The sequence below is a fragment of the Pontibacter litorisediminis genome (genome assembly GCF_029360645.1).
Lineage (GTDB): Bacteria > Bacteroidota > Bacteroidia > Cytophagales > Hymenobacteraceae > Pontibacter > Pontibacter litorisediminis.
Map to the genome: position 1 here is coordinate 1 of NZ_JARDUA010000001.1, position 18,859 is coordinate 18,859.

14 protein-coding genes and 1 tRNA gene are annotated in these 18,859 nt (G+C 51.5%); 7 read left to right on the forward strand and 8 right to left on the reverse strand.

Annotation, left to right across the window (positions count from 1 at the left end; genetic code table 11):
• Positions 1-599 precede the first annotated feature (599 nt).
• The 3 genes from rpsA (at position 600) to cphA (ending at position 6,076) form a co-directional block, all read left to right on the forward strand.
• On the forward strand, positions 600-2,483 hold the full coding sequence (gene rpsA, locus PXG97_RS00005; protein ID WP_276495654.1) for a 30S ribosomal protein S1: 1,884 nt from the start codon (positions 600-602) through the stop codon (positions 2,481-2,483).
• A gap of 513 nt (positions 2,484-2,996) precedes the next feature.
• Positions 2,997-3,067 (forward strand) — tRNA-Cys (locus PXG97_RS00010).
• A 381-nt stretch (positions 3,068-3,448) separates the two neighbouring features.
• Positions 3,449-6,076, forward strand: coding sequence for a cyanophycin synthetase (gene cphA / locus PXG97_RS00015; RefSeq protein ID WP_276495655.1), 2,628 nt, complete (start codon positions 3,449-3,451; stop codon positions 6,074-6,076).
• Between the two features lie 189 nt (positions 6,077-6,265).
• Here cphA and PXG97_RS00020 read toward each other — a convergent pair whose 3' ends face one another.
• Positions 6,266-7,207: a hypothetical protein gene (locus PXG97_RS00020; protein ID WP_276495656.1), complete on the reverse strand. Its 942-nt coding sequence runs from the start codon at positions 7,205-7,207 to the stop codon at positions 6,266-6,268.
• Positions 7,208-7,317: 110 nt separating this feature from the next.
• Between PXG97_RS00020 and PXG97_RS00025 the strand changes: the two genes are divergently transcribed.
• Positions 7,318-7,926 carry a class I SAM-dependent methyltransferase gene (locus tag PXG97_RS00025; RefSeq protein ID WP_276495657.1) on the forward strand — a complete coding sequence of 203 codons (609 nt, stop codon included), beginning with the start codon at positions 7,318-7,320 and terminating at the stop codon, positions 7,924-7,926.
• Between the two features lie 171 nt (positions 7,927-8,097).
• A complete protein-coding gene (gene kdsA, locus PXG97_RS00030) occupies positions 8,098-8,910 on the forward strand; it encodes a 3-deoxy-8-phosphooctulonate synthase (protein ID WP_276495658.1) in 813 nt (270 codons plus the stop codon).
• Positions 8,911-9,049: 139 nt separating this feature from the next.
• On the opposite strand, the gene PXG97_RS00035 is transcribed toward kdsA, so the two are convergent.
• Both PXG97_RS00035 and apaG read right to left on the reverse strand, forming a co-directional pair.
• Complete coding sequence (locus tag PXG97_RS00035; RefSeq protein ID WP_276495659.1) at positions 9,050-9,835, reverse strand: O-methyltransferase; 786 nt, start codon at positions 9,833-9,835, stop codon at positions 9,050-9,052.
• A gap of 81 nt (positions 9,836-9,916) precedes the next feature.
• Positions 9,917-10,303 carry a Co2+/Mg2+ efflux protein ApaG gene (gene apaG / locus PXG97_RS00040; protein WP_276495660.1) on the reverse strand — a complete coding sequence of 129 codons (387 nt, stop codon included), beginning with the start codon at positions 10,301-10,303 and terminating at the stop codon, positions 9,917-9,919.
• A 91-nt stretch (positions 10,304-10,394) separates the two neighbouring features.
• Between apaG and ung the strand changes: the two genes are divergently transcribed.
• A complete protein-coding gene (gene ung, locus PXG97_RS00045) occupies positions 10,395-11,057 on the forward strand; it encodes a uracil-DNA glycosylase (RefSeq protein ID WP_276495661.1) in 663 nt (220 codons plus the stop codon).
• 135 nt (positions 11,058-11,192) lie between these two features.
• Here the strand turns inward: ung and PXG97_RS00050 are convergent, their stop codons facing one another.
• Both PXG97_RS00050 and PXG97_RS00055 read right to left on the reverse strand, forming a co-directional pair.
• Entirely contained in the window at positions 11,193-12,737 is a 1,545-nt protein-coding gene (locus PXG97_RS00050; protein WP_276495662.1) for a hypothetical protein, read from the reverse strand.
• A gap of 401 nt (positions 12,738-13,138) precedes the next feature.
• Positions 13,139-13,909 carry a LolA-like protein gene (locus tag PXG97_RS00055; RefSeq protein WP_276495663.1) on the reverse strand — a complete coding sequence of 257 codons (771 nt, stop codon included), beginning with the start codon at positions 13,907-13,909 and terminating at the stop codon, positions 13,139-13,141.
• Between the two features lie 120 nt (positions 13,910-14,029).
• Here PXG97_RS00055 and arsC point away from each other — a divergent pair, with 120 nt between their 5' ends.
• Complete coding sequence (arsC, locus tag PXG97_RS00060; protein ID WP_276495664.1) at positions 14,030-14,371, forward strand: arsenate reductase (glutaredoxin); 342 nt, start codon at positions 14,030-14,032, stop codon at positions 14,369-14,371.
• A 78-nt stretch (positions 14,372-14,449) separates the two neighbouring features.
• On the opposite strand, the gene murA is transcribed toward arsC, so the two are convergent.
• The 3 genes from murA to PXG97_RS00075 all read right to left on the reverse strand — a co-directional run bounded on the left by murA (position 14,450) and on the right by PXG97_RS00075 (position 18,854).
• Positions 14,450-15,754, reverse strand: coding sequence for a UDP-N-acetylglucosamine 1-carboxyvinyltransferase (gene murA, locus PXG97_RS00065; RefSeq protein ID WP_276495665.1), 1,305 nt, complete (start codon positions 15,752-15,754; stop codon positions 14,450-14,452).
• 3 nt (positions 15,755-15,757) lie between these two features.
• Entirely contained in the window at positions 15,758-16,411 is a 654-nt protein-coding gene (locus PXG97_RS00070) for a DUF4290 domain-containing protein (RefSeq protein ID WP_276495666.1), read from the reverse strand.
• 193 nt (positions 16,412-16,604) lie between these two features.
• Entirely contained in the window at positions 16,605-18,854 is a 2,250-nt protein-coding gene (locus PXG97_RS00075) for an ATP-dependent helicase (protein WP_276495667.1), read from the reverse strand.
• Positions 18,855-18,859: the final 5 nt, after the last annotated feature.

The following is an 18,859-nucleotide window of genomic DNA, read 5'->3' on the forward strand; positions in this document are numbered from 1 at the left end:
GATTTATCGTATCTTCATCTAGAGCTGCCATTGAGTTAGAGTAAGGTGTAAAAGTGAGTCTGCAAACTCTTTTACACTTCTAATTCTTTGGCAGTTTCTTTAAACTTTAAACAGCTTCATAGATATCAAAGGTAGAGTGTTCGTTGATGGTAAAGGATTGTGTAGGACTCCAAATCAACAGCTTGTGGAGCCAATGCATATAACATCTGCACAGTGTGTTTCATACGTACCATACTTGGTCCATCACAAGCTACTTTTCTATTGACTGTTGCATTCTATACATCCAGCTGTAAGCAATGTCCTGATGCAGTCCCTCAGCTGACGAACTGTTCTCCCAAAGTATAGTACAGGTTCATTCAGTAAAATAGGTGTGCTTTTACGCCGGCCACTAACTTCTCAAGCACCTCAACTTGTTTTCTTAAACAGCTCACAAAAAGCTATTTACAATATCTGGGGAAACTGGTATTTCTTGATTTATTTCCTTACTTTTGCGGTTCATTCGGTTGAATGAGCCCGGGCAGGTGCTACGGGTATGTATAACTAAACCAAACCGGCCACATTGCTCTAAGCCGGTGGCTACGCAAGAGCAGTAAAACAATATGAGTAATTCTCCAGAAAATTTCGACTGGGACAAGTTTGAGTCCCAGGGTTTCGGTGCTGGCTACAGCAAAGCTGAGAAAGCCGAAATGGAAAAAATGTATGACGACACCCTGACTACCGTACAGGAGCAGGAGGTTGTTAAAGGAACTGTGGTTGGTATCACTGATCGTGACGTGATCCTGAACATCGGTTTCAAATCAGACGGTCTGGTGCCGGTTTCTGAATTCAGAGACATGCCTGACCTGAAGCCTGGCGACGAGGTGGAAGTGTTCATTGAAGACCAGGAAGACCCGAACGGTCAGCTGATCCTGTCTCGCAAGAAGGCGAAAATCGTTAGCGCTTGGGCTAAAATTTACGACGCGCTTGAGAACGACAACGTTCTGGAGGGTGTGGTGAAGAGAAGAACCAAAGGTGGTCTTATCATGGACATCCATGGTGTGGAGGCCTTCTTGCCAGGTTCACAGATCGACGTGAAGCCGATCCGCGACTTCGATGTGTTCGTAGGCAAGAAAATGGAAGTGAAAGTTGTGAAAATCAACGCCGCTTTCGACAACGTGGTTGTATCTCACAAAGTACTTATCGAGAAAGACCTGGAGCAGCAGCGTGCCGCTATCCTGAACAACCTGGAGCGTGGTCAGGTACTGGAAGGCGTTATCAAGAACATGACAAACTTCGGTGTGTTCATCGACCTTGGTGGCGTAGACGGTCTGCTTCACATCACAGATATTTCTTGGGGCCGTATCAACCACCCAGAGGAAGTATTGCAGCTTGATCAGAAAGTACAGGTAGTAGTACTTGACTTTGATGACGACAAGAAGCGTATCTCCCTGGGCATGAAGCAGCTGACGCCACATCCGTGGGATGCGCTTCCGGCTGAGATTGAGGTTGGCTCTAGAGTGAAAGGTAAAATCGTTAACGTGGCTGACTACGGCGCATTCCTGGAACTGATGCCAGGTGTTGAAGGTCTGATCCACGTTTCTGAAATGAGCTGGTCACAGCACCTGCGCAACCCACAAGACTTCATCAAGCAAGGCGACGAGGTTGAGGCAGTAGTGCTGACACTGGACCGCGAAGAGCGTAAGATGTCTTTGGGCATTAAGCAGCTGACTGAAGATCCATGGACAAAAGAAGACGTTATCACGAAGTATGCGGTTGGCACTAAGCACACTGGCATCGTTCGTAACCTGACAAACTTCGGTCTGTTCCTGGAGCTGGAAGAAGGTGTTGACGGCCTGGTACACGTATCTGACCTGTCTTGGACGAAGAAGATCAAGCACCCATCTGAGTTCGTGAAAGTTGGTGAGAACCTGGACGTAGTTGTTCTGGAGCTGGACGTAGCTAACAGAAGACTGGCACTAGGCCACAAGCAGCTGGAAGAGAACCCATGGGATACGTTTGAGTCTGTATTCAATGTAGGTTCAGTTCACAAAGCTACTGTTCTTGACAAGTCGGACAGAGGCGCTACGCTGGAGCTGCCTTACGGTATCGAAGGCTTTACATTCCCTAAAGGCCTTCAGAAAGAAGACGGTTCTCAGGTAGAAGCTGGCGAAACACTTGACTTCAGAGTAACTGAGTTCTCGAAAGATGATCGTAAGATCATCCTGTCTCACACTGCTACGCACTCAGAGGTAGAGTCTGCAAGAGCTGCAAGAGCTACGAAGAAGGCTGCCCCAGCTGGTGATAAAAAGGAGAAAGCTCCTAAAGTTCAGAAAGAGGCTGAGAACAAGTCTACTCTTGGTGACCTGGATGCCCTTTCTGCCCTGAAAGAGCAGATGCTGGAGAACGAGAAGGAAGCTGGCGTGAAGAAGTTAGAGGCTGCTGCTGCTAAAAAAGCAAAAGACACTAACGAAGGCGAGGCTTCTGACGAGGAGAACAACGCTTAATTAATCTTTAAGCTTGTTATACAACAAGAAGGCCCCGGAGCAATCCGGGGCTTTTTTGTTTCTATGCCCTGCCCGCCGTTTAAAGATCGCTCTTGTAAGGCTGCCAATAAGCGATGGGGCCTACTTGCCTTTCACAGCTACTGCAGTCGTAGCGGAAGTGGCGGACATGGGTGCTCAACCTGTTCTATGACTTCGTCTGTTTCGGGGCTTTCTGCCCCGCGTATAGCCAAGAATAGATTGACGCCCCTGCTTGCTGCTGTGCCACTCACACAAGCCCGGCGCCGGGTGAGCCTGTAGCAGTAAAGTCTTTGGAAAGCTGTTTTAACAAAGAGTTGGGCGGGGGCGATTTGAGTAACTGCTGTTGGCGCGCTGAAACTGGCTTAAGCCTCCACACAGTAATTATCTGGTGCTCAACCTATACCCTCAGAAGTGCCCCTGAAATTGAAAAAATAAGCTCCTAAAGTTTGACAAGTATACTTCTCTATGTATATTTGCACTCCAATCGAACAACACGGTAACGTGGCCGAGTGGCTAGGCTCAGCTCTGCAAAAGCTGCTACAGCGGTTCGAATCCGCTCGTTACCTCAAACCCTGCTAAGTATACTTGGCAGGGTTTCTTTTTTTTATCCTCTTCTTATTTCCGTCTGTTTTGCCTTCTCGGCTAAGACTGTTTCGCCTCTGCTAGGCAACCGCCGGCCTATTTTATGCAGATCTTCTTAATCTTTTAGTACCTAAATCCGTAATGTCCATAGCCAAGGTTGGTATAGGTCGCTTCCAAAAAGAGCACCTAAACCGGCCGGAATTCTAAATAAGCAACAGAATAGCTCATTCTCATAAACTTAAGGAATTGCACACTACAGGAGCCACATCAGAAACAACGCAGATCCCAAGAGACAAAAGCAGCATACGTGATGAGGGAGAAATCCCTGCACAAGCTTAAACACACAGCTTATCCAGCGAACAAAGATGAAGATCATAGATTTGCGCATCATGCGCGGACCAAATTACTGGTCAGTAAAACACCCTAAGCTTATCGTAATTAAGTTAGACCTGGAAGAGTTTAGCCAGCAGTCGACCAGCGATATCCCCCATTTTATTACCAGGTTGAAGAAAATGTTCCCTGAAATGCAGAGCCACCGGGCAGCAGAGGGCGTGGAGGGCGGCTTCTTTAACTCGGTGGAGGAGGGCACCACGTTTGCACACGTTGTGCAGCATGTGGCACTGGAACTCCAAACCATGGCCGGTATGGAAAGCGGCTATGGCCGTTGCTATCCGGCGCATGAGGACGGGCACATGATCGTGGTGTATTCTTACCAGGAGGAACGGGCCGGGGAGTATGCCGCCTACGCAGCCGTGCGCATCACCCAAGCGCTGGCCACCGGGCAGCAATACAAACTTAGCGAGGATATTGTACGGCTTCACGAAATTCGGGAGGATGAGTATTTTGGCCCTAGCACCTATGCCATTGTGTCGGAGGCGGTAAGCCGGGGTATTCCTTATATTCGCTTGAACCGCCACTCGCTCATACAGTTGGGTTATGGCGTGAATCAGAAGCGCATACAGGCCACCATGACATCGAGCACCGCCTGTTTTGCCGTTGAGATCGCCGGCGATAAGAAGGCAACGAAGGACTTGCTGGAAGATGCCGGTATACCGGTGCCAAAGGGCCGTACCATTTACTCTTCAGAGGAGCTGAAGAAGGCGGTAAACTGGCTGGGCTTTCCGATCGTGATCAAGCCGATTGATGGCAACCACGGCAAAGGTGCGACCATCAATATCTCCAGCCTAAAAGATGCGCAGAAGGGCTTTCTGGAAGCGAGGAAATACTCTGAGGGCGTGATGGTGGAGCAGTACATACAAGGCTTCGACTTCAGGCTGCTGGTGATAAACGGCAAGTTTGTAGCGGCTGCCAAGCGCACCCCGGCTATGGTCACCGGTGACGGTGTTTCCACGGTCAAGCAACTCATCGAAAAGGAAAACAAAGATCCGCGCCGCGGCATAGGGCACGAAAAAGCGCTCACCCGGATAAAGCTGGACAAGCATACCCAGAACCTCCTGAAACAGCAGAACCTAACCACCGCATCGGTACTGCCGGCAGGGGAGGTCCTTTACCTGAAGAGTACCGCCAACATCAGCACCGGGGGCACGGCCACAGACGTTACTGACTTGGTAGACCCTTATAATGTGCTCATGGCAGAGCGCATCGCCGGGCTTGTCGGCCTGGATATATGCGGCATCGATGTGATGACCACGGACATTGCCATTCCCTTGAACGAGGCGCGAGGGGCTGTGCTGGAGGTAAATGCGGCCCCTGGTTTCCGGATGCACATTTCGCCAACCTACGGTCTGCCACGGAACGTGGCCGAGCCGGTGGTAGACATGCTCTTCCCGCGCAACAAGCCGGCACGTATCCCGATAATCGCGGTAACCGGTACCAACGGCAAAACTACCACCACCCGCCTCATCGCACACATGGTGAGGCACAAGGGATACCAGGTGGGCTACACCACAACAGAAGGTATTTACATACAGGACAAGCTGCTGGAGAAAGGTGACACCACCGGCTCTTACAGTGCCCAGTTCGTGCTGAAGGACCCGACGGTGAACTTCGCGGTGCTGGAGTGCGCCAGAGGCGGATTGCTGCGCTCGGGCCTTGGCTTTGAGCAGTGCGATATTGGTATCGTGACTAACGTCAGCTCTGACCACCTGGGCCTAGGCGACATTCATACTTTGGAGGAGTTGGCGCGCCTGAAATCGGTTGTGCCAAGGAGTGTGAGCAAGGATGGCTACGCAGTGCTGAATGCCGATGATGACCTGGTGTACGCCATGGCCGAGGACATGAGCTGTAAAGTAGCCCTGTTCAGTATGGATGAGGAGAACCCACGCATCCTGAAGCACATCGCCAAAGGAGGCCTGGCCGCGGTGTTTGAGAACGGCTACATTTCCATCTTCAAAAACAGTTACAAGATCAGGATAGACCGCGTGGCGGACGTGCCCCTGACATTTGGTGGCAAGGCACGGTTTAACATCGAGAACATCCTGGCGGCGGCGCTAGCTGGCTATATCTCGCATTTTTATATAGAGGACATCAAAACTTCGCTGCGCACCTTTATACCATCGCCGAGCAAAACGCCGGGCCGCATGAACCTCTTTAAGTTTCCTGCGTTTGAGGTGCTGGTGGACTACGCTCACAACGTGGGCGGCCTGAAAGCTGTAGGCGATTACATGAATGCGCTGGATGTGACCAAGAAGGTAGGCATCGTGGCTGCGGTAGGGGACCGCCGGGAGGAGGACTTTTATGAAATAGGCCGAGTATCGGGGGAGATCTTCGATGAGATCATCGTGCGGTTGGATGCAGATTTGCGCGGCAAAACGCCAAAGGAAATTCTGGGGCCGGTGTTAAAGGGCATTGAGGAGACGGGTGCAGGCAAGCCGGTTCGGCAGATACCAGAAGAGATGCGGGCCATTGCCTATGCCTTGGAGAACGCTGAGCCCGGCTCCATGGTGGCGATCTTTACCGAAGATGTGCACGAATCAGTGAAAATGGTAGAGAGTTTCAAGGTTATTCAGGACAGGAAGGTGTTTGTAGAATAAACCGGCCGGCATCGCGTTAGAAGAAAAAAGATTGATATAAATGTGAACGATGGACTAAAGCCCCTGCCCCAGGTAAGGGCTTTTTTTATTGCCTGGGCCCAACAAAACCATCACCACCAAAAACTGCTCATAAAAATAGCCCCTGCCGCAGTGGCAGGGGCTATATACTTTGGCTAAAGTATAAAATCCTTATTTCAGCACGAAAGTGGTCTTCCCGATCAGGAAGCCTTCAGCGTACAGTTCAACGGTGTGCTCACCCTTCTTGTACTCCGCGTTCTTATCGTAGGTAAAGCTCAGGGCCTGCTGAGTGTTATCAAACACAAAGTCGCGCTTGGCAGTGTAGTACATGTCTTCGCCATCGATCTGGAAAGTACCAGAACCGGTGGAAAGGTTATAAAGCGCCGCGCCGTCCGGCTCTATCAGGCGCATGTAAACGGTTTTAGGCTCTTTCTTAGCCACATCATTTTTGGCCAGTTTGAAGTCTATACGCAGCTTGTCTACCCGCTTGGCACGGAACTCGTTGTCGCTATCCTCTTTCTCTTTACCGCGCTGGTTAATGATGTTTACGTTCAGGCCTTGCGCCTCCAGTTTAGAAGCCACACGAACCTGCTGGTTCAGTTCCTGGTTGGTGGAGCGCATAGTGGTCAGGCTGTCGGCCATACGGGTCTGCGTCGTCTTCAGCTCCGTATTCTCCGTGAAGAGCACCTCATTGTCTTGCTTCAGGCGGGCTATCTCGTTATCCTTCTCCTGCAGTTGCTTCTCGAAGGCCGCTGCCCTGTCGCGGAAGCGGCGCTGGTCTGCCAGGCTATAGCTTCTCTTTCTGAAACCGCGCAGCTCTTCCAGATCGGCCGTGATGCTGGCAATCTGCGACTCCAGTGAATCGTTTTCCAGGCCCATGGCACTCAACTCCTGGCTCTGACGCTCGAAATCAGCCTTCAATGCCTCATACACCTTGATCTGGTTTTCCAGCTCCTTGTTCTTAACATTGATGATCTCAGCCTGCTCCTCGGTTTTTTCTTTTTTCTGATAGTTCATGTAGATCAGAATGCCGTTGATGCTGATGAGCACCACTAAAAGGCCTCCGATCAGGAGTTTGCGGTTACTGCGATTCTCAGGAGTGTTTGTAGACATATATTATCTGTTTGATTAACCGATGTTATACATTAGCTTTAGGAAGCTCACTAAAATCATACTTAGTGCAAAAGTCAAATATATAAATTAGATTTTATAATAGGAGCAAGATGAATCAAGATTTTAACGCCGCCTATTGGCAGCAGCGCTACCAGCAGAACGAGACGGGCTGGGATGTCGGAGGTATAACGCCGCCGCTAAAGCATTATTTTGATCAGCTTAAAAACAAAAACCAGCGTATTTTAATTCCGGGATGCGGCAACGCCTATGAGGCGGAATATTTGCATAAAAACGGCTTCCGGAACGTTTACGTAGCGGATGTGGCGGAAGCTCCTCTCCAGAACCTGCTGGATCGGGTTTCCGGCTTCCAGGAAGAGCACCTGCTGCACCAGGATTTCTTTGCTCTGGAGGGGACCTATGACCTTGTCGTGGAGCAGACCTTCTTCTGCGCCCTTGACCCAAGCCTGCGCCCTGCTTACGCCCGAAAATGCGCTGAACTGCTTCAGCTAAAAGGTATACTGATGGGCCTGCTGTTTGATACTACATTTGAGAAGGATGGCCCACCTTTTGGCGGCAGCCGCGAAGAGTATGAAACCTATTTTGCACCGTACTTCGATTTTCTGCATTTCGACACCGCCTATAGCTCCATACCACCCCGGCAAGGCAAGGAGCTGTTTATCGAGTTAAAAAGTTTGGGAGTGAGAGAGTTAAAGAGTTAGAAGTTCGGATGGGGCATACTGCAGGGAAGTTTCATTTGTGAAAGGAGAAAATTACAAGAATAGGTTGGGGTGAAGTTCATCGTTTGGACTTACTGCCCCTCTAACCCCTAAACTCCCAAACTCTCTAACTTTCTAGTTACCTTTGTGGCAAGATTTAAAGTATAAAAACCTATGTTCGAGATACCAAAACTGAAGCATACAGACAGCGGCAACTTCTTTCTGATGGCCGGCCCCTGTGCCATAGAGGGCGAGGAGATGGCCATGGATATTGCCGGGCGCATCAAAACAATCACAGACAAGCTGCAGATTCCGTGGATCTTTAAAGGGTCTTACCGCAAGGCAAACCGCTCGCGCCTCGACTCGTTCTGCGGCATCGGCGACGAAAAAGCCCTGCGCATACTGGAGAAGGTGGGCAAAGAGTTTGATGTGCCGACCGTAACTGACATACATGAGAGCGGAGAGGCTGCCATGGCCGCCGAATACGTGGATGTGCTGCAAATTCCGGCTTTCCTTTGCCGCCAGACGGACCTTCTGGTAGCTGCCGCTAAAACCGGTAAGGTGGTGAACATCAAGAAGGGCCAGTTCCTGTCTGGCGAGGCCATGCGCTTTGCCGTGGATAAGGTGCGCGAGTCTGGAAACGACAAGGTTATCCTTACTGATCGTGGCAACAGCTTCGGCTACTCCGACCTGGTGGTGGATTTCCGTAATATCCCCGCCATGCAAGGTGCCTCAGGGGTTCCTGTGGTGATGGACGTGACGCATTCGCTGCAGCAGCCGAACCAAAGCTCCGGTGTAACGGGCGGCAAGCCAGCCCTGATCGAAACGATTGCCAAAGCGGCCATTGCCGTAGGGGCGGATGGTCTATTTATCGAAACGCACCCACAGCCAAGTATCGCCAAGTCTGATGGGGCCAACATGCTGCCGCTCGACCAACTGGAGGCGCTGCTGCAAAAGCTCGTGCGCATCCGCCAAGCCATCAGCTAAACTTCTGACAAAAGAAAACTAGACAAAGGACAAAAGACGCTTTCGCAGCCTCTTTTGTCCTTTATTTATTAACCCTTTGTCCTTTATTAAATTGGCTATTGACCCGGGTCGTGGCATTTGATACGAGCCACGTGAATGGCTAAAAGTGTAAAGTGAAGTCCTCCTTCGGTTGCTGCGGCCGGAAGAAAACTAGTCCTACAAAGTATAAATCCACAGTCTGCCGCACTTGCGGGTGGCGTTTAACTTCCTGCCACGCCCGCTTCATCTCGCCAGACCAGTAAATGTCGTCCAGCACCAGCACCGTGCCCTCATGGGCTTTTTTCAGGCAGCTCTCGAAGTAGCGCAAGGTGGGCTTGTAGCGGTGGTTACCGTCCAGAAAGGTAAAATCCAATCTCTCCAGCTGCCGCAGGTGCGGTTCCAGGGTTTCATCCAGGTTGCCTTCTATTACCTGTATGTTGTGGTATCCCTGTTTGTTAAAGTTCTCCCGGGCGGTGCGGGCAATGTTGGGGCATCCCTCAAACGTATAAATCTGACCGTTTTTGCGGGCCTCGGCAAAATAGGAGGTAGTAAGGCCAAGGGAGGTGCCGAGCTCTACTATCGTTGTGGGCTGAAAGTGGTTGACCAGCCGGAAAAGCAGCTGCCCATACTTGGCGGGTTTGGCCGAGGTACGGGCAATGTCCTTTATTTTCCGGGTCCTCTGGTTTATCCTGCGTGAGCCGGCGCCGAAGTCGGTTACCTGCAGCTGACGCTCGTCGTGCAGCAATTCGTGGCGCAGCGCCTCCACGTTATCATACGCCAGGAAATGGCCGGTATGGTGCAGCACGTTGTGGTACAGGTCGAAAACGAAAGGGGAGTGGACGCCGTGCAGCTTAAAGGCACGCATCCGGTACAGCAGGTAATCAGCGGCTAAACTCAGGTAAGACACAAGGGCTATCGTTGTGGGAAGGGCAAAAGTATGATTTTAGGTGCAGCGCTTCGGGCAAATATAAGCCTAAGCTGGTCGGGGCTAATTAAGTTTGTAAGGCACTACAAGCGTGAACTCAGGTATGGTTACATCAAACTTGCGGCCATCCACCATGCGCTCCATCAGGTAAGTGCCGCGCATCTTGCCAATGCCGGTTTTCAGGTTGCAGCCCGACACGTACTCGTGCATCTCGCCAGGCTCTAAGGTTGGCTGCTGGCCCACCACGCCTTCGCCTTCCACCTCACGCATTTGGCCAGTGGCATCGTGTATGTACCAGTGGCGGCGCAGCAGTTTAACCGTAAACTCGCTGTTATTCTCTATCTTTATCCTATAGGCAAAAACAAAGTGCTGCTGTACCGGACTTGAGTAGTCCGGCAAGTAGTTGGTTGTAACCGTAACTTTTACACCTTCCGTTGTTTTTGTATCCATGTTCCAGCGTTTATTGTATACTTAGAATCCATTGCGGCGGCTGCGCGTGCTGTAGCTTCTGTTAATTTAACCTAACTAGCCAAACTAACCCATGCATGTAAAGATAGAAGAAAGCTGGCAAAAAGTCTTACAAGATGAATTTGAAAAACCATACTTTAAGGAGCTGGTTTCATTTGTAAAAGACGAGTACGCGACCCAAAAAGTTTATCCGGCCGGTAACCAGATTTTCAGCGCCTTCGAGATGTGTCCTTTTGATAAGGTGGAGGTCGTGATTCTGGGCCAGGACCCTTACCATGGACCCAACCAGGCACACGGGCTTGCCTTTTCGGTGAATGAGAAAGTGCGCACGCCCCCATCGTTGCTCAATATTTTTAAGGAGATAAAAAGCGATCTGGGCAAGGACCTTCCGCCAAACGGCAACCTGGAGCGTTGGGCACAGCAGGGGGTACTGTTGCTGAACGCCACTCTTACCGTGCGCGCCGGCAACGCGGGCTCCCACCAGCGGAAGGGTTGGGAGGAGTTTACGGATGCGGTGGTGCAGAAGGTGAACGAACTAAAAGAAAACGTGGTGTTTATGCTGTGGGGGGCGTACGCGCAGAAAAAAGGGGCTTTTATTGATGAGCGCAGGCACCTGGTGCTGAAAGCTGCGCATCCCTCACCGTTCGCCGCCGACCGCGGTTTCTTTGGCAGCCGCCACTTCAGCAAAGCCAATGCTTACCTTGCCAAGCACGGTAAAAAGCCGATTGACTGGTAGTTCCCAGGATGCCTTTCTTTGAGCTGGCTATACTTGGAAGCGAGTCTGGAGACTCGCACGCACTGTGCGGCAACGGTTGGATACCGGCGCCAGGTTTTATTTAGGTAAGCCCTTCTTGCTTTGAGAGGGAAATGGTTATTTCATCGTTCTAAACTTCTGCTGCATCACCTGTTGCACCGATTGGTTGGTGATCTTGCTGTCGAGCCAGGAGATGATGTCCAGGTAGAGGAATGGGCGGCGGTAGAGCGGATTATCCGATATCTGCAGCAGTTTCTCCTTCAGGGCCACAAAGGCCGACTTCAGGTCAAGCGGCTTGATGTCGGGCAAATTGCGGAGGAACTCGCAAATGGCCACCTGCATGGGCTGCTGGTCGTTCATTTTACCCAAGAAGTGGTAGACAGATTTTATTTGATACTCCAGCAGCTCATCTTTTCCAGCTTCGTAATGTGCGATCAGGTTCAGAATGCGGGCAAAGCACTGGATGTCCTCCCGCAGGTTCACGTCCTTGTACTGAATGATCTTCTGCAAGTATAGAATCGTGCTTTTGTAGTCGCCGCTGCCAAAGTATAGGGAGGCGATCTTGTAATAGAAGACCAACTGGCGGTGCGGGTCCAACTGCTGCTGAAACACGTTCAGGTTGCGTCTGATCTCCGGCACGATTCGGAGCCCATCGGTAAAGCGGCCCTCCATGAAGTAGGCGTTAATCCGGTTGGTGTAAATGTAGAGGAACAGCAGCATCTCGATGTTAGGGTTGCTGCGCCGGTTGCTGTCTGCCGCAAAGTCTTCCAGTTTCTTGAGCGCTTCTATGAACTTGCTGTAGTACAGGGTGTTGTAGAGCGCCAGCAGCAGGTTGTGCAGGCCTTTTATGTAGTTGGTGGTCTGCTGCTGCTTCATCTGCGGCTCCTCTTCAAACAAATCCACCCATTTTTGCGCATAGCGGTAGCAGGCCTTAAAGTCCTGCAAAATGTAGTGGTACCACACATGCGACTGGTAGTAACTTAGTTTTTCGTTGAAGCTGGCAGCTTTTGGGTTAAGTGTCGGCACGTTGGCCTTGAAAAAAGCCTTCAGTTCCTCGCATTCCTCCGGAGTACGGGTGTGGCCCATTTTAATATAGAGGCCGTACAGGCGCAGCGCCAGGTCAGAATTGTGGTGAATGCGTCCCAAGTGCCCCAGCAGGTCATGCGTTTCCTCGGTCAGGTCCTCGGCACGTCCTTCGAGGCTGCGTGTAATGTACTGTTGCTCTATCTGCTTCTCAAACGTATGGGCTGTGAGCGCCACGTGCAGGTGCGCGTTTTGCCTGGCCGCTACCTTCACCTTTTCCAGCATTTTCAGGCTTTGCTGATACAGGCCCTTGTTGTAGAGCACGCGGGCGTAATCCAATTGCTCGTGCAGCTGGATGTCGGCGTTCTGGTTGGCGTGGTAAAGGCGCAGGCTGGCCAGCAGTTGCTTGTACAGGTTGGCCTTCTGGTTCGCAAGCTGCACTTTCTTGATACCCGGTACCTGCCGCAGCACCTTTTCCTCGTCATACACGGCCATACTATCCAGGGCATCGAAGAGCTGCAGAAACTTAATGTCACTGCTGGAGCCCTGGCGGGTGGCAAACAGCCTGAAGTGCCGCTTTTCGGAGCGTGCCAGTGATTTTATTAACTGAAATACAGCATCCTGCGGAGGGTTAGGCATTGTATCGTTGTATTGTGTATATATTTGATTATTAGTGCTTTGTAAGCAAAAGTTTGCTACTTAGAAATAGTAGAAACCTCAAAAATAAATTTCCGGTGCCGGAATTAAATGCGCTACTTAGCAACAGGTTGAGTTGTAAAGATAGGCCGAAAAGTTAAAAAAGACATCTTTTGAAGCGGGCCAGCTTACAGCCTTACCAAAGCAGGATGGTAAAACATCTTTCGTAACAGATATTTAGATCAGGCAGCAATGCTCCTGATTTTAAGATAAAGGAAATAGTTTTGATTAGTTTTTAATTCCAGATTGATTAAGCTGCATGCCACTGGAGTGTAGTTTTCTGACATGGTGTAACGCTTGTTGCACAAAAAAGCCGCTGATATGGGTTTCAGCGGCTTCTTTTTTTACTGCCAGCGGGTGTTGCTGAAGTTTTCCGGATCAAACCAGCTCGTGTTGGTGCTCTTCGGGAAACTCATGTTAAAGTATTCCTCGCGCAGGGTAGTCTCTCCGTCCGTCTTGAAGATGATTTCTGTGGCTACCCACTTGTTCTCCAACTGCTGGTAGTTGTTCATTTCCACATCGCGCACGCTGCCCTTGTTGTTGGTAAGCACGCGCAGCACATACAGGCGCTCCTTGTCTACCCAAAACTGAGGGCTGCTGCCATCGGCAGGGTCGGTCGTTCCCACCACAATGGCTTTGCGGCCTTGCCAATCGGCTTCATATACTTTGCTCAGGTCAAAATTTAATTGGTTCAGCTTGCCTACCGTCTCTTCCGGCTTCAGAAAGTACACGTCGAAGGAGAGCAGCACCAGCGGGTGCACCTGCGGCATGTTGGCTACCAGCTTGTGCTCTTTAAAATGATACACAGAATCCATGGCGAACACTACACCGTTGCCACTCTCAAAGCCGCCAAAGCGGATGTGCAGCAGCCCCGGCTGGCTATACAGCTCCTGCCATACTTCCTCTTTCGTAACTTGCCCGTCCTTGTAAAAGATAGCGCGCTGCTCAAACTGGAAATTAGGGTACCACTTGCCTTGCCAGCGCTTGTACATGGCCTTTACCACGTCAGTGCCATTTTTATACTTGGGTTTGGGGGCCAGCGCATTAGCGAGCAGGGGCAGTAGGGCAAGGCACAGCAGCAGCAAACTGCCGCAGGTAAACTTGTGTTTTTTCATAGTTGTTATATGTGTAAAATTATTGCGCCAAATTACTAAATTCCCCTGTTGCAATGCTATACTTTAGTGGCAGCTATACCTGAGTTTTTTGTAACTTCATACGTGTAAACCAATGATGATATGCTGAAGATATACCATAACAACCGCTGCAGCAAAAGCCGGCAAACGCTGGAGCTGATAAACCAGGCAGGGCAGGAGGTAGAGGTGGTGGAGTACCTGAAAACGCCACCCACCGCCGAAGAGCTGCGCGACATCCTGCGCAAGCTGAACATGAAGCCGGAGCAACTACTGCGCAAAGGCGAGAGCATTTACAAAGAAAAGTATAAAGGCAAAGAACTCACGGATGAGGAGAGGATACAAGCCATGGTCGAGCACCCTGTGCTGATCGAGCGCCCGATTGTGGTGAAGGGGGATAAAGCCGTGCTGGGCCGCCCGCCGGAGAAGGTACAGGAGTTGCTGTAGAAACTTCGTACCAAGTATAAAAGCATGAAGGGCAGCCTATGTAGGCTGCCCTTCATGCTTTTATACTTCAGTATGTTGTTATACCCTTCTGATCTGCGCACCCAGGGCGTTCAGGCGGCCGTCGATGTTTTGGTAGCCGCGATCGATCTGCTCTACGTTATCGATGATGCTCTTGCCTTCGGCAGAGAGGGCTGCGATGAGCAGGGCCACGCCGGCGCGAATGTCAGGGGACGTCATGCGGATGCCACGAAGCGGGATCTGCTTGTTCTGCCCGATAACAGTAGCACGGTGCGGGTCGCAAAGAATAATTTGCGCGCCCATGTCAATGAGCTTGTCCACGAAGAACAGGCGGCTCTCGAACATTTTCTGGTGGATCAGCACGGTGCCCTTGGCCTGTGTGGCTGTCACGAGCGCCACGCTCAGCAGGTCCGGCGTCAGGCCAGGCCAGGTATGGTCTGATATGTTCAGGATGCTTCCGTCGATGTAGGTGTCCACCTCGTAATGGTCCTGCTCCGGAATAAAGATATCATCGCCGCGGAACTCCATTTTGATACCAAGGCGCATGAACGTGTCCGGTATCAGGCCAAGCTCCGGGATCTGGCAGTCTTTGATAGTAATCTCAGAACCCGTCATGGCGGCCATGCCTATAAAAGAGCCAATCTCGATCATGTCGGGTAGCATGCGGTGCTCAGTGCCACCTAGCTTCTCCACACCCTCCACCACCAGCAGGTTAGAGCCGATGCCGCTGATCTTGGCGCCCATGCGGTTGAGCATGCGGCTCAGTTGCTGCACGTACGGCTCGCAGGCAGCATTATAGATGGTGGTAGTGCCTTCGGCCAGCACAGCTGCCATCAGAATATTGGCGGTGCCGGTTACAGATGCCTCGTCCAGCAGCATGTAGGCGCCCTTCAGGCGGTCTGCCTTTGCGCTATAGAACTCATCCGGGGTATCATAGTTAAACCTTGCACCCAATTTTTCGAGGCCGATAAAGTGCGTGTCCAGGCGGCGGCGTCCAATTTTGTCTCCACCCGGCTTTGGCATCTTGGCTTCCCCGAAGCGGGCCAGTAACGGGCCCACGATCATCACCGATCCACGGATAGCACGGCCCTGCTCCACAAACTGCTCTGTGTTCAGGTAGTCCAGGTTAACGTCATCGGCCTGGAAAGTGTAAGTGTCGGGCGCGTTGCGCGCCACCTTCACGCCCATGTCGCGCAGCAGCTCGATCAGTTTATTCACGTCCCGGATGTCCGGCACATTTGAAATTACGACTGGTTCTGAGGTCAGCAACACGGCGCACAGTATCTGCAGGGCCTCGTTTTTAGCTCCCTGCGGATAAATGTCGCCTCTGAGTTTGTTGCCGCCAATTACTTCGAAAGAAGCCATGTATTACTTGTTTCTTTGATTAGAGGATCGGTTACTTTTCTTGTTTCTTGGGCCCTGGTTCTGCGAGCGTTGCTGCTGATGGCTGCTTTCCTGTTGCTTCGCGTTAGACTCAAACAGGTTATTGCTTTCAATGTAAGCCAAATCCATGTCCAGCTGCCCCTTTGAGATCTCCCGGATATCCCCCAGGATCACATCGTCCGTGATATTTTCTTTGTTGTAGGACTTGTAGAGCGTCTTCATCAGTTTGCCAATCGATATGATGGCCGCTTCACGCTCCTTGACGTCTGTAAGTTCTGTGGCACGCTCTATCAGCAACTCTACGTTTTGGCCATAGTGCTTATACCTGGGTGTCTCCAGCGGATACTCCATAGGCTGTGGCTTGTCGTTGAGGTACTCCATGGCGCTCAGCGGGTACGGGGAGTCCACATCCAGGGTAGAGCCGGACATCACGAACAGGTGGTTCCAGAGTTTCTGCTGGTAGTCCTGCGTGTCGCGCAGCTGCGGGTTTAGCTTCGCCATCAGGTTGATGAGCAACTGCGACAGGCGCGTACGTTCTTTGCGGTCCTCCACCTTGGTGATATAGTTTACCAGGTCTTGCACGTTGCGGCCATACTCGCGCAGCAGGAGCTCTTGTTTAAATGTGGTACTCGCTTCCATTTATATCAATATATGAATTTCAAAATTAGGAATAAAAATCAGTTTTGAATGTGAGAATGAGCAACTGAGTGAATTTACTTACGCTACTCCTGTCCTTCAGAAAAAACAAAAGGAATCACTGCTGCAATTCGTCAAAGACTAAATTAACATGAGGTGAAAATATTCACTCACTCGCTCATGCACTCATGCACCATTACCCGTGTATGCGTAGCTTGGCAAAGCTCAGGAGCAGGGTTTTTTCGCCTACCTCCTCAAAGTTGATGATGGCTTTGGTGCTGTTGCCTTGCGTATCCATTTTGGTTACTACGCCGAAACCGAACTTAGGGTGCTCTACCTTCATGCCTGCTGCCAAGTTAGAGGTATCGCTGGGCTTGAAATCGGCAGGAGCGGTATAACTGGTGGCGGCCTGCTTGCGTGCCTGCGGCTGCACTAGACTGCTGATGCTGCTCTTGCGCTCCAGCACCCGGTCGAACACGTTGCCTCCGGTGGCGTGGCTCTCCCCATACTTAAAGTTAAGGTATTTCGGGTCGATTTCGTCGAGGAAGCGGCTCTTCTCGCAGGCCCGCAGGTTACCCCATTGGTAACGGCTGGTGGCGTAGGTTAAGTATAATTTCTTCTCGGCGCGCGTAATGGCCACATAAAACAGGCGGCGCTCTTCTTCCAGGTCGGCCCGGGAGTTGAGCATCATTTGGCTCGGGAAGAGGTTCTCCTCCATACCGACAATAAAAACGTTCTTAAACTCCAGGCCCTTGGCCGAGTGGATCGTCATCAATGTCACGAACTCGCCACCGTCATCAGCCTTGGTGTCGGCATCGGTCACCAGGGCAATGTCCTGCAGGAAGGCAGAAAGGCTTTTGTCTTCCTTCTCCGGGTCATCCACGTACTCCTTTATACCGTTCAGCAACTCCTGTATGTTCTCATAACGTGCCAGGCCTTCTACGGTTTTATCCTGGTACAATTCGTCCACAATGCCGGAGTGCTTGGCAATGTGCTTGGCCACTTCAAAGGCGTCGCTGTTCTCGGCAATGCGGGCAAAGTCGCGGATCATGATCGAGAAGTTCTCGATGGCCGTGCCCACGCGGTTGCCGAGGAACTCAGTAGCGTTTTGCACCACCTCCCACACGCTGTGGTTGGTATCGTTAGCCGTTACGAATAGTTTCTGCTCGGTTGTCTCGCCAATGCCGCGCTTCGGGTAGTTGATCACGCGGCGCAGGGCCTGCTCGTCATTCGGGTTCACCGTCAGGCGCAGGTAGGCGATCAGGTCCTTGATCTCCTTGCGCTGGTAGAAGGACAGGCCCCCGATGATCTTGTACTTGATGTTCATGCGGCGCAGGGCCTCTTCCATGGCCCTGGACTGCGCGTTGGTCCGATAAAGTATGGCAAAGTCGTCGTAGGAGAGGTGGTTACTCATCTTCTCCTCGAAAATAGTGGTGGCTACCAGCTTGCCCTCCTCGTTGTCGGAGTTGGCTTTTATCACCTCAATAAGCGGGCCCTGCTCATTATCGGTGTAGACATCCTTCTTCAGCTGCGCCGAGTTGTTCTTGATCACGGAGTTGGCCGCGTTCACAATGTTTTTGGTGGAGCGGTAGTTCTGCTCCAGCTTAAACACCTGCAGCTCGGGGTAGTCGCGCTCAAAGTTGAGGATATTCTGGATATCCGCCCCACGGAAGGCGTAAATTGACTGCGCGTCGTCTCCCACCACCACAATATTACGGTTCTGGGCCGCCAGCTTACGGGTAATGAGGTACTGCGAGTAGTTTGTATCCTGATACTCGTCCACCATCACAAACTTAAAGATGTTCTGGTACTTGTTCAGCGCGTCGGGGTGGTCCTTGAAGAGCACGTTGGTGTTGAACAGCAGGTCGTCGAAGTCCATGGCGCCGGCGCGGAAGCAGCGGCTCTGGTACATCTCGTAGATCTTGCCGATCTTAGGACGCATGGCTGCCTCGTCGTCGGCCTGGATCACCGCGTCGTTGAGGTACTGGCGCACCGAGATCAGCTTGTTTTTAGCAGCCGAGATACGGCCTAATACCACGTTCGGCTTATACAGCTTATCATCCAGGTTCAGCTCCTTTACAATATTACGTATTAGTGTTTTAGAGTCATCGGTATCGTAAATGGTGAAGCTTTTCGGGTAGCCGATCTTCTCGGCCTCGGCCCGGAGAATGCGCGAGAACACGGAGTGGAAAGTTCCCATCCAGATATTCTTGGCCTCGTTGCCGATCACCTTCTCAATACGGTGGCGCATTTCCTTGGCCGCCTTGTTGGTAAAAGTCAGGGCCAGTATGTTGAAAGGGTCCACGCCCTGGCTGATCAGGTGCGCGATCCGGTAAGTTAATACTCGTGTTTTGCCGGAGCCGGCGCCGGCAATGATCATGGCTGGTCCGTCGATGTGCAGTACCGCCGCGCGCTGCGACTCGTTCAGTAAGCTGATATAATCCATTTCTT